This window comes from Chryseobacterium sp. PMSZPI (assembly GCF_002835665.1).
Lineage (GTDB): Bacteria > Bacteroidota > Bacteroidia > Flavobacteriales > Weeksellaceae > Chryseobacterium.
Genome location: NZ_PIZV01000049.1, coordinates 1 through 16,055, shown reverse-complemented (window position 1 = coordinate 16,055; position 16,055 = coordinate 1). Strand labels below are relative to the sequence as shown.

15 protein-coding genes and 1 tRNA gene are annotated in these 16,055 nt (G+C 32.7%); 13 read left to right on the top strand and 3 right to left on the bottom strand.

Features of this window, described 5'->3' with window-relative positions; all coding sequences use genetic code 11:
- From CW752_RS09330 to CW752_RS09310, 5 genes are all read left to right on the top strand, one after another.
- Positions 1–302: DUF4403 family protein (locus CW752_RS09330; protein ID WP_117614368.1), on the top strand; the 302-nt coding region annotated here is incomplete at its 5' end.
- Positions 303–553: 251 nt separating this feature from the next.
- Entirely contained in the window at positions 554–1,063 is a 510-nt protein-coding gene (locus tag CW752_RS09325; protein WP_101239447.1) for an RDD family protein, read from the top strand.
- Between the two features lie 60 nt (positions 1,064–1,123).
- Positions 1,124–1,194: transfer RNA gene (locus CW752_RS09320), tRNA-Cys, on the top strand.
- 816 nt (positions 1,195–2,010) lie between these two features.
- Positions 2,011–2,238, top strand: coding sequence for a glutathione synthase (locus CW752_RS09315; RefSeq protein ID WP_101239446.1), 228 nt, complete (start codon positions 2,011–2,013; stop codon positions 2,236–2,238).
- A gap of 499 nt (positions 2,239–2,737) precedes the next feature.
- Positions 2,738–3,568 (top strand): glycosyltransferase family 2 protein, encoded by an 831-nt coding sequence (locus tag CW752_RS09310; protein WP_228401696.1) that lies wholly within the window; start codon positions 2,738–2,740, stop codon positions 3,566–3,568.
- A 623-nt stretch (positions 3,569–4,191) separates the two neighbouring features.
- Here CW752_RS09310 and CW752_RS09305 read toward each other — a convergent pair.
- A complete protein-coding gene (locus CW752_RS09305; protein ID WP_101239445.1) occupies positions 4,192–4,635 on the bottom strand; it encodes a hypothetical protein in 444 nt (147 codons plus the stop codon).
- A 358-nt stretch (positions 4,636–4,993) separates the two neighbouring features.
- Between CW752_RS09305 and CW752_RS09300 the strand changes: the two genes are divergently transcribed.
- The 8 genes from CW752_RS09300 to CW752_RS09265 all read left to right on the top strand — a co-directional run bounded on the left by CW752_RS09300 (position 4,994) and on the right by CW752_RS09265 (position 14,321).
- Positions 4,994–5,545, top strand: a complete 552-nt coding sequence (locus tag CW752_RS09300) for a glycine zipper domain-containing protein (protein ID WP_101239444.1) — start codon at positions 4,994–4,996, stop codon at positions 5,543–5,545.
- 56 nt (positions 5,546–5,601) lie between these two features.
- Positions 5,602–7,236: an LIC_10190 family membrane protein gene (locus CW752_RS09295; RefSeq protein ID WP_101239443.1), complete on the top strand. Its 1,635-nt coding sequence runs from the start codon at positions 5,602–5,604 to the stop codon at positions 7,234–7,236.
- A 50-nt stretch (positions 7,237–7,286) separates the two neighbouring features.
- A complete protein-coding gene (gene aroC / locus CW752_RS09290) occupies positions 7,287–8,357 on the top strand; it encodes a chorismate synthase (RefSeq protein WP_101239442.1) in 1,071 nt (356 codons plus the stop codon).
- A gap of 17 nt (positions 8,358–8,374) precedes the next feature.
- Positions 8,375–8,938 (top strand): thioredoxin family protein, encoded by a 564-nt coding sequence (locus CW752_RS09285; RefSeq protein WP_101239441.1) that lies wholly within the window; start codon positions 8,375–8,377, stop codon positions 8,936–8,938.
- Positions 8,939–8,976: 38 nt separating this feature from the next.
- A complete protein-coding gene (locus CW752_RS09280) occupies positions 8,977–9,516 on the top strand; it encodes a TlpA family protein disulfide reductase (protein WP_101239440.1) in 540 nt (179 codons plus the stop codon).
- 84 nt (positions 9,517–9,600) lie between these two features.
- The gene (locus CW752_RS09275) at positions 9,601–9,942 is read left to right on the top strand and encodes a YkvA family protein (RefSeq protein ID WP_101239439.1); all 342 of its coding nucleotides are present in this window, start codon (positions 9,601–9,603) and stop codon (positions 9,940–9,942) included.
- A gap of 122 nt (positions 9,943–10,064) precedes the next feature.
- Entirely contained in the window at positions 10,065–11,444 is a 1,380-nt protein-coding gene (gene pyrF, locus CW752_RS09270) for an orotidine-5'-phosphate decarboxylase (RefSeq protein WP_101239438.1), read from the top strand.
- Between the two features lie 33 nt (positions 11,445–11,477).
- On the top strand, positions 11,478–14,321 hold the full coding sequence (locus CW752_RS09265; RefSeq protein WP_228401694.1) for an aminopeptidase: 2,844 nt from the start codon (positions 11,478–11,480) through the stop codon (positions 14,319–14,321).
- 53 nt (positions 14,322–14,374) lie between these two features.
- Here CW752_RS09265 and CW752_RS09260 read toward each other — a convergent pair whose 3' ends face one another.
- Both CW752_RS09260 and CW752_RS09255 read right to left on the bottom strand, forming a co-directional pair.
- A complete protein-coding gene (locus tag CW752_RS09260) occupies positions 14,375–15,184 on the bottom strand; it encodes a T9SS type A sorting domain-containing protein (protein ID WP_101239448.1) in 810 nt (269 codons plus the stop codon).
- A gap of 127 nt (positions 15,185–15,311) precedes the next feature.
- Positions 15,312–16,055 (bottom strand): carbohydrate binding domain-containing protein (locus CW752_RS09255; protein WP_101239436.1); only part of this gene is annotated, 744 nt, incomplete at its 5' end.

Below are 16,055 nucleotides of genomic sequence, written 5' to 3'. Positions count from 1 at the left end.
TTTTATCAGATACTAAGTTTAAACTAAAAACAAGCAATATCTTACAAAAAACAGCAAGTCTTCTTTTCCAAGGAAAAATTGTAAGAATGATTGAAGAAGAATATGGGATTCCAACTCAGGAATTGGAAGACACCTCCAAAAAGAGTATTGAAGAAGCTTTTAACAAAGAATACTATAAAGGACTAAAAATGAACGGAAAAGTATTCAATTTAAAACCAAGTAAAATTTTACTCAACAATACCGGAATCACAGCAGTCATTGATACAAACGCTGCATTAAAATTACTAGTCAATGGATTTTAAAAACTAAGAGTTTCTTTAAATTTTAAGAATTTTATTACATGAATCAATTTGTCATTTTTTTATTACGAATAAGTTTCACCATTAAGATTTTAGAATATTAAGTTTGAACTCCATTTTAAGGCATTGTGCTTATAAAAATCTTCGATTTTTCTTAATTAACCTCAACAACTTAATTCATCTTAATGGTTTAAATAAAATTTAAACAGACTTTTAATGTAAAAACTAATAACATTATAAAAACTTAACTTACCATGAGAAAATATTTAGTTGTTGTAGATCAAAACAGATCTCAAAAATGGGCAAGATTTGCGAATCTTGTTATTGATAGAATTGTCGTTCTCTGTATTTTTATCGCCTTTGGATTTTTTTCATCCCTTATCTTTGCAGTGACCGGTGTAGATTTTTTCCTCACCGTTGTCCGGAAACTTTCAGAAGTTAATAGATTTATGGACATCCTGATAACCTCTACCGTTTATTTTACCTACTTGCTTCTTATAGAGTATTTTACCAAAGGTAGGTCTATCGGAAAATATATTACAGGAACAAAAGTTATTTGTATCGACGGCACAGAATCAACTTTCAGAGATTATTTCATCCGTAATATTTCAAGATTTGTTCCTTTTGATTTCCTTTCTTTTTTAGGTGAAAACGGTTGGCATGACAGCTGGAGTGAAACAAGAGTTATCAACATCAAAAATTATAATACTGAAATACAGGCAAAAAGAGAAATTGACAGTCTCGGAAAGAAAGAAATTGCCTAAAAGCTTTTGTTCATAAAGAAATTTTACTATATTTGCACACCTGAAAACGGTAAAACATATGGTACTTTGGCCGAGCGGCTAGGCAGTGGTCTGCAACACCATCCACAGCGGTTCGAATCCGCTAGGTACCTCTGAAGAAACCTCTAATTTATTTTAGAGGTTTTTTTGTTTTATTATTCCAACGGGCATAATTAAGCTTTCTAGGATCAAGCGCAAAAGTTGGAGAATTAGATATTTATACCTTATACATTTTACGCAAAGGACTTTCAATATCTAACAGGTTATTTTTAGAGAGCAAAGATGGAATCAATTTCATTGATTCTTTCCAAGTGCACGTATATCCATACCGCTTATTCAGCGACTTTCTCGCCTTTTCTTTGCTTACTTATATAAGGGAATCTGAATAGGGTCTTTGCGTTTATAAAATCGAACACATTTAAATCTATTACACCACTGTAATGACACAATACTTAATCCCAAATCTGATATGGTGCTCATTATACCCCAGATTTTGAGATTGACCCCCGACAACAGAAGGTTAGTTATGCTTTTGTAAATAGTCTCAGATAAGTATAAAAAAAATCCTCGGAAATTCCGAGGATAAAAACTAATAACCATGAAAACTCAAATTAAACATGAGTTGCGTTTGTATATTGAAAAATCGTGCCAATAATTACATTTTTGAAAAAAAAATTATTTTTTTTTTTACTCTTTCTAAATTAACACCTATTAACTTACTTATTTACTTTAAGTTATATCTTTAAAGTTTTTTACTACCGAAAATAACTCCATCTTTTCTTCATTAGAATATTAAATGATAGCATAAATTGCAGCATCAATATCATAAAATCACATCTTTTAAGAAAACGCATAAATAAGCATTAAAGTATTCAAACATTGGCACAATTTATTCTTTATTATCATAAAACCATTTAAATTCCAAGATCATGTCACAAAAAATTTTTAAAAAAGAAAGCTTTTCGATCAACAACGAAAAGCAATATCAAATTGAATTTAAAAAAGCTGAAATTGGCGAAGGCATTAATCTTATCGTTGAAAAATTGAATGAAAAAGGAGAATATGAAATTGTACAAACTCCGGTACGAAGATTAAATGATAGCATTTTCATCAATTGGGATCATCCTTTTGATGGTAGAATAATTTTTGATGAATAAAAAAACAATTCATAAAAAAGCCTCCAAAAGGAGGCCTCAAAAAACACAAATGATGAAAAAAAAAAATTTTATATCAGAAATAAAAATTAATTGTTTAATTCCTTGGTCTAATTTACATTGCTTTTTTCACCTATTTTATGATTGAGCTCATAAAATATATTTTCTTTTATTGTATTCAAAGCTAAATTATTATTGAAAAAATTCTACAAAAATAAAAATATTAAGAAAAATTAAAGAAACATAAATCCAAAATAGAATGGAGGTGAACTTAAAAAAAGCTTGTCTTTAGGAATATGTTTTAAAAATCATCATCAGACAAATTGACATCCTCAAAATTTTAGAATCTTTAAATTAATAAAACAAATAGTATTAAAAAGATATTTTTCTATTAAATACCTTTATAAAATAAGAAAAAAAAACCACATATACTATGATTCAAGTTATATTTTTAAAGTAAATAATTTTATAGATTTACAAATAAAAATTAATTCAATTCAACGTGATAAAATTTTCTATACTTATAGCCAACTATAATAATGGAAAGTATTTTAGGGACTGTTATAATTCATTGATCAGTCAAACCTATGAAAATTGGGAGGCAATAATTGTTGATGATGCTTCTACTGATGACTCAGTAGAGGAAATAAAGGCACTGATTAAAAATGACAGCCGTTTCAAACTCTATTACAACCCATCCAACCAAGGCTGTGGCTTCACCAAACGAGAATGCATGGAATATGCAGAAGGAGAAATATGTGCTTATCTCGATCCTGATGATGCTCTTTATCCTGAAGCCTTGGAAAAAACAATCAATGAATTCATTAATAAGACTGATATTGTTGCTACCTATTCTCAAATGATGTTATGCGATGAAAATCTTATACCGGATAAGATCTTTGCCAGTACAAAGCAAATTTATAATAGTCGCTATTTTTTCAATTGTCCTACTCAGTTTGCTCATTTTTTTGCTTTCAAGAAAGAAACTTACTTAAAAACAGCAGGAATCAACCCTGAACTTAAAAGTGCTGTGGACCAAGATTTATACTTAAGAATTCTGGAACATGGAGATATAAGCTATATTAAGGAACCTTTATATTTATATCGACTCCATTCTAACGGGATCTCCCAGCAGGATGCCAAACAAAGTGCAAAAGATTCTTTTGCCAAGGTCATTCACCAAACTATGAAAAGAAGGGGTATTACAAGGATCAATAACCAGAAAGTTCCTGAAACATATAGCAATTCCCAGGAAATCTATCAACTTCTCGATTATCAAACCAATAAGCTTCATCGCCTGATCAATAAAATCAAAGTCACTTTACATCTATAAATAATAAAAACTCCTCAATTACTGAGGAGTTTTTTAAATCGGGATAATATATGGAATAAAAATGCTGACGTAAAAATTACACATCTCTACGTCATATCCAACATGGTTTATTGTTAACCCCACATTAAATACAATTCAAAGGTAGCCCGTATTTTGTTCCTATTTTATGAGTGAAATCATAAATCGTAAGTAGGGATTTTTTATTGCAAAGAAACGGCCTCCTTACGGAGGCCTAAAAAACACAAATGATGAAAAAAATCTATTCAGAAAAATCCAAACAGAATATCTTAAAATAGTTCACTAATATCTTTTCTTGTTGTATTTTTTCCAATAAGGAAAATGATAGGAATAACACCAGAATCCAGACTTATGGTTGATCTTCTGAAGAAGCAAACAACATCCAAAAACAACAAGCATTGATAAAGCAAACCCAATAATTAGCTTTAAGATTAACAAATAGTCAATTGGTTCCATTAGAATAATAATTTTCAGTTTTTATATAATTTAAATTTTATTTTCAAATTTTCAAAAACTCAGTGAAAACCTATCTATGACTAAAGTTAATTAAAAAATCCTCATTTTGAGGATTGTAAATTTAGATAAATATTTTGTTTTCACAAAGTTTATACCTCCCAAATTATCGGAATATATATTGTTATATATCCATCTCCATCTACCTGAGCCGCTGAAACAGTAGCTACTACAGAGCCATAACCTGTCCAACGTCCTTGTCCCTGCATTGCAGAAAAAGTATAAGTTCCTGCAGGTAATCCTTCAAAATATTGCGGAAGAGACTGAAAACCACCACCGTAATAAGTATCAAATTCTTCTCCCGTAGCTGTATTTGTGGCAACAAAACTTCCTACATCATGGTTTCCGGAAAGAATTTTTGTTCCATTCTTTGTAATAAGACCATAACGAATTTTGAATGTCTGTTGCTTCGAAGCCTTGTCTGAAATCTCTGAATGAACTTTAGGTTGAGTTTCTACTACACCTTTAGAAGAAAATGAAAGAGCGATAATCAGTAAGCCTGCAAAAGCTGATACTGTAAAAATTGATTTTTTCATACTAAGTAATTTTGGTACTCCAAAAATAATCAACTTATATGAACTCAATGAAAACTGTGGATGAACTAAAATTTATAATTAGTCCTAAAAAAGAAAAATTTCCCGGCTAGCCGGGAAATTATGATGAATCTCGTTTAGAAGATTAATTTTCATATTCTGAAAACTCTCAGACGTATGACAAATAATGTGCCTAACCTTTAGCACATCTATCTTTTTGCATTGAAAAATATTTCCGGATAAAGTCTAATCTACCTTCTTATTCTCAATTTTAACATTCCTTAACTAAAATTTGGCTTCAAAATTGGAAATAAAAATAAAACTAAAGTCGTTTTGACTTAAGCTTATTAAAATTTGAATTATGAAAAAGATAGTATTAGCAGGTTTTTTATCCGTTTTTTTAATAACGGCCTGCAAGAAAGATGACAGAACTGCTGAAAAATCTTTAGAAGAACAGAAACTTGAATTTCAAGCGAAACAGCTGGAAATAGAAAAACAAAAGCTCGCTATTGAAAAAGAAAAATTCGTGTACGAAACACAGAAAAAAGCGGATAGCGTTGCCGAAAGCAAAAAAACGAAAGCTGTAGCAGCTGAGAATAATTCAAAACCAAGAGTTATAAGAGAAACAAGAACTGTATACAGAGATAGAAGCTCTCATTCAAATTCGGGAGGAAGTAACGGAACCTATGCAGATAATGGAAGTGCTTCTCAGGGTACCACAAAGAAAAAAGGAATGAGTAAAGCAGCTAAAGGTACTATTATTGGTACAGTAGGTGGTGCTGCCGTAGGTGCTATCGTTGCTAAGAAAAACAGAGGACTCGGAGCCGTAATCGGCGGTGTTGTAGGTGGGGCTACCGGATATACTATTGGTAGATCTCAAGACAGAAAAGACGGAAGAGTACAGCCACGTTAATCATATTTTTTAATCAAAACATATAAAGATTGCTTATTTTTAGGCAATCTTTTTTTATGGTATTGATTCTCATTTCTACGGTTTTCATTATTCCTATCCTGATGGGTATAGGAAATCTTATGGAAAAAGTTTTCAAAAGTTTACTTCCGGGAATTTCCGGAAAAATCTTATTGGGAATTATGGGAGTTAGTTTATCGTGGACTATCATTTCCTTTTTTATCCCTTTAAATATATATGTGGAAGTTCCTGTTATTTTGTTGGGGCTCTTCTATTTTTTTAAAAATAAATTATACCACAACTTTTATGAAATCTCGAAAAAAGATACTTTTCTCATAGCCATAATTTCTGTTGTTACTATAGGAGCAGGTTCATATTATCCATATATATTAGATCACTTCGGATACTATGTCCCTACTATCAAATGGCTTACTGAATATGGACTTATCAAGGGGATTTCTAATTTGGATATTATTCTGGGGCAAATGTCCATCTGGCATATTTTCCAGGCAGGTTTTTCAAACTTTTCAGATCCTTTTTTAAGAATCAACACTATTTTACTTATCGTTTACGGAATTTATATTGTAGAGAGAAAGAACTGGATTCATCTATGTTTTATTCCTGTCTTATTATTATTTTCCCAATCTCCTAGTCCGGATCTTCCGGTCATTATTTTTTCATTAATTATTTTAAATGAATTGATTGTTGAGAATAAAAACACTTCACTTCTATTAGCCTTTTCAGTTTTTGTTTTTGCTATAAAGCCTACGATGATCTGGCTACCTATAGTGACTTTTCTTTATTCCTTTTTCATTTCTAAATCCAATTCAAAAAATTTACTTTTTGGAACTTTCATTCTTGTTTTATTCTTTATTAAAAATAGCTGGACGTTTGGCTATCCCGTTTATCCGGTATCAATAGGTGATTTAGGACTACATTGGAAACCTAATCCGGAAGTTTTAAAAGTTTCTTCACAATATGCTATTCAAAAAACATATGATATGCAGTACTCTTATGAAGAAATTCAAAAATTTTCCGACATAGACTATATTAAAAACTGGCTTTTTTTACAAGGAATTAAGTCAAAAATCAATATAATTTTCATCATCAGTTTATTGACTTTCTTAATCTTCACGTGGGTAAAAAAAAGAAAGTTTATCTCTTTTCTATGTGTTTCATTATTCATAAAAAGTATTTTAGTTCTTATATTTTCAGCACAATACAGATTTTTTATTGATATTTTTTTTGTGATATTTTTGATCTTCTTCTATGAATATTTTGACAAAAAAAAATCAATAACTGTTTTTGCAGGAGTAAGTGTATTGGTCATTTCACTTTTATCTTTCCCCAGTCTCCTTCAACAATATCTTCCGAGTTTCAAATTAGGCGGCTTCATGACGGGATTTGAAAAAGAACAGTTTTACAAACCTTCAACATATGAATACCAATCTTTTAACACATTTCGGATCGGAAATTTAAAATTCAATGTTTCGAAAAATTACCCTTATAATTTTGACACTCCCCTTCCAGCCGTTTCTGCATGCTTTATTTTTGATGATGTGAAAGCAGGAATTTTCCCTCAACTTGTTGATAAAAATGATATTCAGAAAGGGTTTATTTGGAAAAAACTAACATCAGATGAAAAAAAAGAAGCAGAAAACATCATCAATAATATCAAAAACACTAATAAATAGAACAAATCCAGAAACTTTATTATCTGAAGAAAAAAAGGTAATTTTGTATTATGTTCAACACATTAGGTAATCTTCTTAGTCTTACAACATTTGGAGAAAGTCACGGAGTGGCTTACGGCGGTATCATCAATAATTTTCCGGCAGGTTTAACGGTAGACCTTGACAAAGTTCAATACGAGCTGAATCGAAGAAAGCCAGGCCAGTCTGCTATTGTTACTCAGAGAAAGGAAAGTGACACAGTAAAGTTTCTTTCAGGGATCTTTGATGGAAAAACGACAGGTACTCCCATCGGATTTATCATCGAAAACGAAAATCAAAAATCAAAGGATTATGACCATATTGCAGGAGCATATCGTCCGAGTCATGCAGATTTTACTTATGATCAAAAATATGGAATAAGAGATCATCGTGGCGGTGGAAAATCTTCAGCCAGAGAGACCATGAATTGGGTAGTTGCAGGAGCACTTGCGAAACAACTGTTATCGGAACTTGAAATTAACGCTTATGTTTCTTCCGTAGGCGATATTTTCTGTGAAAAGCCATATCAGGCCTTAGACTTTTCCCAAACGGAAAGTAATGATGTCCGTTGTCCGGACGCGGAAACAGCAGAAAAAATGATTTCCAGAATCAAAGAGATTAAAAAAGAAGGGAATACAATCGGAGGAACCATTACTTGTGTTATTAAGAATGTTCCTGTAGGAATCGGTGAGCCCATTTTTTCAAAGCTTCAGGCAGAACTGGCAAAAGCAATGCTCAATATTAATGCCTGTAAAGGTTTTGAATATGGTAGCGGATTCTGTGGAGCAAAAATGACCGGAAAAGAGCATAATGATGCATTCAATACCGATTTTACGACTAAATCTAATCTTTCAGGAGGAATTCAGGGAGGAATTTCCAACGGAATGGATATTTATTTCCGTGTAGCATTCAAACCAATTGCTACTATTTTAAGACCTCAGGAAAGTATAGATAAACACGGGAATCCTGTCATTGTAGAAGGAAAAGGACGACATGATCCGTGCGTAGTACCTAGGGCTGTTCCTGTGGTGGAAGCTTTGGCTGCATTTGTCTTGGCCGATCTGTTTTTGATCAACAAAACTAGAAATATCAATAATTTTTAAAATATAATTTTTTGGTAATGAAAAATTACTGGGATAAAGGGATTTCTTTTGAAGAATACCTTCAGATTGCAAAAGAAAGATTAGAGAATCCTGCCAACCAACAGGAACTCGATTATAAACAATATTATGAGCTGGGGCTTCAAAGAATGGACAGAACTGTAAAAAAGTATGTTCCGGATGAAGATCAGTTGAAAGAATTGACCGCAAAAAATTTTGATGGGAAAATTTTAATTATCTCCGAGGCATGGTGTGGTGATGCCAGCGCAATAGTGCCTGCACTTTTCAAATTTTTTGAAGGGCATAATGAAATCAGAGTTTTCTTACGAGACAGTGATAAAAGTTTAATTAACCAGTTTTTAACCAATGGAACGGAATCTATTCCTAAAGTAATCATTCTGGATAAAGATTTCAATGTAAAAAACTCCTGGGGCCCAAGACCAAAATATGGATATGAATTATTAATGAAATACAAAGCTGACCCTGAAGCCTATCCGAAAGATAATTTCTATAATGATCTGCAAATATATTATGCCAAAAATAGAGGTAAAGATGCCGTTCAGGAAATTCTGGATTTATTATAAGTCAGTCGGACCTCGCTATTAACTGTAAAAAATAGTTCATGAAAAAAAATATCATTTATATTGTATTAATTGCCATTATCGGTATCATTGCTTTTGTACCGGGAATAAGAAATTTCTTAAAAGATCAGTTTTTCCCGGTTGCAACTATTGAGAATGCAGTGCATGTAAGCGAAGAAGACTATGATATTGATCTTAAAGGAATCAATGTTCCGGATACCAATCTTAAAAATTTTAAGAACAAAGCTGTTTTTCTGAACTTTTGGGGAACCTGGTGTCCACCATGCAGAAAAGAATGGCCAAGTATCCAAAAGCTATATGATACAAGAAAAGAAAATGTAGATTTTATACTCATTGCCATGAATGATAAAGAGGAAGATATCAGAAAGTTTTTAAAAGAAAACAATTATACGGTTCCTGTATATATTGCCCAGAGCCCTATTTCTGAAAAATTACTTCCTAAGGTATTCCCCACCACATTCCTTTTGGATAAAACAGGACGAATTATTATTAAGGAGGATGCCTATAGAGATTGGGACACAGAGACTGTGCACCAATTCATTGACAATATTATCAAATAGTTTTTTAACTAAATTTTATAATTTGTTGGTATAAGATTTGTGAAATTTATAGCGTTGAAAAATTTATTTAAATCCAAACACAAAATGAAATATTCAAAACTAAATCTTGCAAAAGAAGCGATCAATCACAAAGGTTTTGTGAAAAAGATTCCTGATATTTTCAGAATGGTAAAAATGTGGAGAAAAGGGGTTTACCCTATGAAGTCTATTGACATTATCCTTCCATTGCTTGGAATTATATATGTCATCTCCCCTATTGATCTCCTCCCTGAATTTGCCATTCCGGTACTTGGAGTCATGGATGACCTCGCTGTATTATCGTTAACAATTCCAAAGCTTATCAAAGAGGTTGATAAATTTTTACTTTGGGAAGCTGAACAAAAATATAATGGTACCAAAGTGATTGACGCAGAGATCATAAAATAATAGTTTATTATATATTCCAAACCATCCTGAGAAAATTCGGGATGGTTTTTTATTTACAAATTGTCGATAAATTTTTAAGCCTTATTTCAAATCCTTAAATTTGCAACATCTAATAAAAAATAATGGAAAGTAAAAAAGAATTCTTCTTGGAGTGCTACAAGCTAGGCATCATCAAATTTGGTAGATTTACCTTAAAAAGTGGTATTGAAAGCCCATTTTATGTAGACTTAAGACCTCTGGCTTCAGATCCTAAAATTTTAAAAAATCTTGCAAACTATTTATTGGAGATGCTTCCATTAGATAATTTTGATCTGATTTGTGGAGTTCCTTATGCTGCCCTTCCAATGGCAACGGCAATGTCACTGGAAAGTTACATTCCATTAATCATTAAAAGAAAAGAAGCGAAAAGCTATGGTACCAAAAAATTGATTGAAGGGATTTATCAGAAAGGACAAAACTGTCTTCTGGTAGAAGATGTAATCACTTCCGGAAAATCTTTGGTAGAAACTATTGCTGAAGTAGAACAGGAAGATCTTAAAGTTGCGGACATTGTTGTGGTGCTGGACAGAGAGCAGGGTGGAAAGCAATTGTTGGAAAGTAAAGGATACAGAGTACATACTTTATTCAATATTTCAGAGGTTTGTGGAATTCTTCAGGAAACAGGAGAATTATCGGATGAAGAAGTGAAAAGAATTCAGGATTTCCTTCAGGGTAACCATATTCAATTCGAAGAAGAAATCAGAGCTTCATATGAACAAAAACTTCAAAACACACAGCACTCAGTTTCAAAAAAATTATTAGAAACGGCTTTAGCAAAGAAATCCAACCTAATCGCTTCTGCAGATGTTACGACCACTCAGGAATTATTAGATTTTGCTGAAAAAGTAGGTCCTCATATTATTGCTTTAAAAACACATATCGATATTATTTCTGATTTCGATTACGAAAAAACAATTAGACCATTAAAGCAAATCGCCGAAAAGCATCAATTCTTATTGATGGAAGACAGAAAATTTGCTGATATCGGAAATACTCAGGAATTACAGTTTACCAGTGGAGTCTTCAAGATCACAGATTGGGCAGACTTTGTAACATCACAGGTTATCGGAGGTTTTGAATCATTGGATTGCTTTAAAAATGTAGGAGTAGTAGCCATCGTTGGAATGTCTTCCAAAGGTACATTAACGACGGCCAGCTATCGTGAAGAAGCTTTAAAAGTGGCTTTATCTCATCCTAACGTCATTGGAGGGGTATCACAGAATAAAATTCCTGAAGACCTTTTACTATTTACTCCGGGAGTAAACCTTGCAGATTCGGGTGACGGGAAAGGACAACAGTATAATACTCCTGAGCATGTTTTCAAAACACTTCATACAGATTTTATTATTGTAGGAAGAGGAATCTATAAATCTGAAGATCCGCAGGCAGCTGCTATCACTTACAAAACTGAAGGCTGGAATGCGTATATTAATTCTTTAGAAAAAAAAGCAATTCAAAGCTAAAATCCTATAAAGTATATTCAAAATAAGTTATATTTGGTACTTTATCACGGATATTTGAAAAAGATCAGCATTTGCCTTATTTTGTTTTGGGGAGTTGTACAGGTTTCTGCACAAAAAGACAGTATATATATTGAAGCGAAATTATCTTCGGACAGAAAAATTCTGGAAGTCAACCAGGAGATTGTATATTATAATCATTCCGATAAAGACCTTCAAACTATAAAACTTCTGAACTGGGTTTCTGCGTATAACAAGCGTGGCACCTCTTTAGTCTACAGAAAGCTGGAAGACAGAAATAATGATTTGCATTTTGCAAAATCTGATCAATTGGGAAAACTTCTGGAACTGAATATCAAAAGTTCAGAAAACCAAAATATTCCCGTATCTTCTCTTTCGGATGAAAATATTTTTCTTCCTTTGAAAGAAGCTGTAAAGCCAGGTGAAAGCATTACGTTACAGTTACAATACCGGATGCAGCTTCCTGACAAGAAATTTACAGGATACGGAACTTCCAATCAAAATACGACATTAAAATATTTCTTTATTGTTCCGGATCGTTTCGATCCGGACAATATTTCTCAAAGAAATTATCACGATATCGAAGAGTCCGTCAGTTTCAATACATTCTGGACTGTAAACTTTGATATTCCTGTGAACAACTTTGTTGAGGGTAGTCTCCCTCAAATTCAGATGAATTCTTTTAAAGGATATTCCGATTCAGATCCGGAATTTTCCATTGCTTTAAACAACTATCCATCTATTAATGTTGATGTTGGCGGGACTAATACTGAAGTTAAATTCGGGTATAATCTAAGACCTGAAGAAAAAGAAAACCTTGAATTCTTCCTGCCTTTGCAATTGAAATTCTTACAGGAAAAAATAGGTTTTATTCCTAAAAATCTTTTTATTTCGGATAAATTCCGAGCTAAGGAGGATTTCTTCGGGAATAATGATATTACATTTTGGAAATTCAGATTTCAATTGTTTACAGATGCCCAAAAAACGGATCTCGATTATTTCGGTATCATAGCCAAAAAAATTCTTGATGAAAGTATTATCGCTAATAAACAGGAAGATCACTGGCTTAAAAATGGGTTAAAATCATACCTTGAAATTCAGTATCTGAAAAAATTCTATAATGATACCAAGCTTTTGGGTATGCTTCCGGAAACGAAATTATTTGGCCTCAAGCCATTAAAAATATTTCATGCGTCCAAAGTAAAACTTCTGGATCGCTATGGGCTTGCCTATCAATATATCATGCTACAAAATCTGGATCAGAAGGTCGATGAAGATTTTACGGTTTTGAGTAATTTCAATGATATGACCATCAGTGGTTTTGAAACAGGAAGTCTTTTCAATTATTCTGCCGATAAAATGGGATATGATTCTTTTAATGATATTGTGAAAAATTATATTGCCAAAAATTCCGGAAAAAAAATTGATGCTCAGGAATTCCTGACTAACCTTTCAGAAAAAGATAAATCAACACGTTATTTATCTAACTTTTTTAAACAAAAAAACAGAGTTGATTTCAAACTGAAGCGCATCACAAAAGAAAACGATTCCTTACAGGTCAGAATTGCAAAAAACACCAATATTTCTATTCCTGTAAAACTGGAAACCGAAACGAAAGAAGGTGAGAAAAAAGCCTATTGGATAGATACTGAAGAAAATCAAAATATTGCTAATTTATCCTTTCCGGCTTCAAATAATATTTATAAAATTACATTAAATAGTGGATACACTTTCCCTGAATCGAATTATAGGGACAATTTCCTTTATGCAAAAGGACTCTTTTCAAATACGAAGAAAATAAAATTTAAACTCATTAAAGATATTCCCAATCCGGAATACAATGAGATTTATATAAGTCCAAGAATTCGTTTCAATAATACTTATGATAAATTTTTATTAGGTATTAATTTAAAAAATCAATCTTTTTTCGATCAAAAATTTCTGTATTCATTTACTCCGATGTATAGTACAGGAACTGGAAAATTAACGGGTTCAGGAGCAATCTCCTACTCTTTTCTTCCTGCTGAAAGCATTATCCGAAGTTTAACTTTTGGGGTCTCCGGGTCTTACTTTCACTATGATTACGGGTTAGCTTACAGAAAAAGTTCAATATTTTCATCCATCAATTTTAGAAAAAATCCAAGAAGTACGGTAAGCAGAAGTATAGGTCTTTCTTATAATTATTTTGACAGGGATCTTAGTCCTCTTATGATGGCTAATGATGATTATAAAAAATATAATCTCTGGAGCTTTGGATACGGATATAGTGATAGCCAGATGATTCATGAAAAAAGCTTCAGTCTGAGTACACAAGGGATGGAAGACTTCAACAAAATTACCGCAGAAGGTTTCTACAGATGGGAATTTGCTCCGAGACAAAAACTAAGCTTACGTCTATTTGCCGGGTATTTTCTAAAAAATGACACCAGAAATAATTTATTCAATTATGGAATTTCCAGGGTATCCAACTATGCATTTTCTTACAATCTTTTAGGAGAAAGTGCCGATAGTGGGATTCTTTCGCAACAATTTATTTTGGCTGACGGTGGTTTTAAGTCATTTATTCCAGGTTCGGTTAATCAATGGATTACTTCTTTTAATGTAGATTCCAGTATTTGGAAAATATTCCATGTATATGCTGACGCAGGTGTTTACAAAAATAAAGATCTTCCGGCTAAATTTATTTGGGACAGTGGAATTAAAGTAAGAATTATCCCGGATTTTCTTGAAATCTATTTTCCGGTACAGTCCTCATTAGGATTTGAACCTTCATTCAAAGATTATGGAAAACGTATCAGGTATACATTGATTCTTAACCTTGGTTCTATCATCAATGCAGCGAGAAGAGGCTGGTATTAAAAATAAAAAGAACAACATATAAAAGTTGTTCTTTTTCTTAAGCATTATAATAATTAATCTTTTACAATTTTCTGTGAAATAGGGACATTATTTATAGTACCAGTGACAATGTAAGTACCTTTGGGTAGATCTGTAATATCCAGCGTTGAAGCCATTTTTGTCTGTGACTTTTTAACAATCTGTCTGAAAGTATCATATACTTTAATATCCTTGACCTCTGTTCCGAAAATAATTTTGCTATCTCTCACAAAAGGATTTTGAACAAAACCGGACTTCGCATTCCCTTCAATAGAGAAGTCGGCCATATTATCATTACTGTTGTTCAAAATTCTTTTTATAGAAGTTGTAGGAGTAGGTGAAGGTGCAGGACCATCTCCTTTGAACTGATCTGCATTCGAACCATAGCCTACAAAGTCCAATACATTAGATGAAGCAGGTCCTGCTACTTGTATAACATCACTTGCTAAAGCTATTTTGCCCGACACTCCTGCTATTTTTAATCCGACAGATTTATTAGCCGTTCCGTCAAAATTGATGATAGTAGTTGCAATAAAATCGGGAGTAGGCAAACTCATTGTTCCTCCATTAACTGCTGTTTCCTGAATCAGATAGCTTTGATCAGGATTCAAAGTAATATCCGGTAAAGTATGATATTCTGTAAAAGCACCTACCGCCGGCCCATATTGTATAGTAGCACCGGATAACGAAACCTGAGTGGTTCCTATATTTTTTAGAACTATATAATTATTTTTCAGGACTGCCCCTGAATTTTCGTTGCCGCCATAGATCTCGTTGATAACAATTTGTGCATTTGAAAATGCCGTTACCAATACCAATCCAACAAGAGTAAAGATTTTTTTCATCATATATAATTTCAGGGATAAATGTATGATAAAAACATCAAAAACAATACCATGCAAATCAAAAATTAATAAAAAAGCCGGCCATTATATACAATGACCGGCAGATATTTTTATGAAAAGATTCTGATTAATCTTTCAAAACTTTTTGAGATACAAGCTCGTTGTTTACAGTACCCGTTACGATGTAATTTCCTTTTGCTAATTCAGCAACGTTTAGAACTTCATTGTTTTTAACAGACGCTGTTTTTACAATTTGTCCGAACATGTTGAATACTTTTACGTCTTTTACATCAGCACCGAAAGTAATTCCGTCATTTTTCACGAAAGTATTTTTAATAATTCTATACTTAGAAGGTGCAACTTCACCTACAGCAAGAGTTCCTGCAGGTACTAAAGAAAATTCATCAAAGCTAGCAACTGAATTAGCATACGCACGCACATGTAATTGGAACTGAACAGCAGCAGCAGGAGATGTAAAAGTTATGGTTTTTAAAGTCCAGGCATTTACTTTAGCCAAATAACCATTGTTATTTCTCAAAGGGTCTGTTGAAGCATCAGTTGTCAAATATACAGTTCCATTTGTAGAATCTGAAAAGGAAGACCAGATTCTCGCCCCGTTTCCACTCCCTGAAGCTTTATACCAGAAGCTCACTGTGTATTGGCTATTTGCATTAATTGGGATATTCTGAACAAATCCGGTTGTTGCAGTTGCCGTATATTTAGCGTAATTAGCTCCCTGATAAGGTGTATCTGTTTCTACAGTAGGCAGTGTATATGTTGTAGTTCCAGCTACACCTGCGGCCCAGTTACTAAGCCCATTTTCAAAACCTGGATTTTGAACTAAATTTTGTGAAAGCGCAAAAGTACCTAA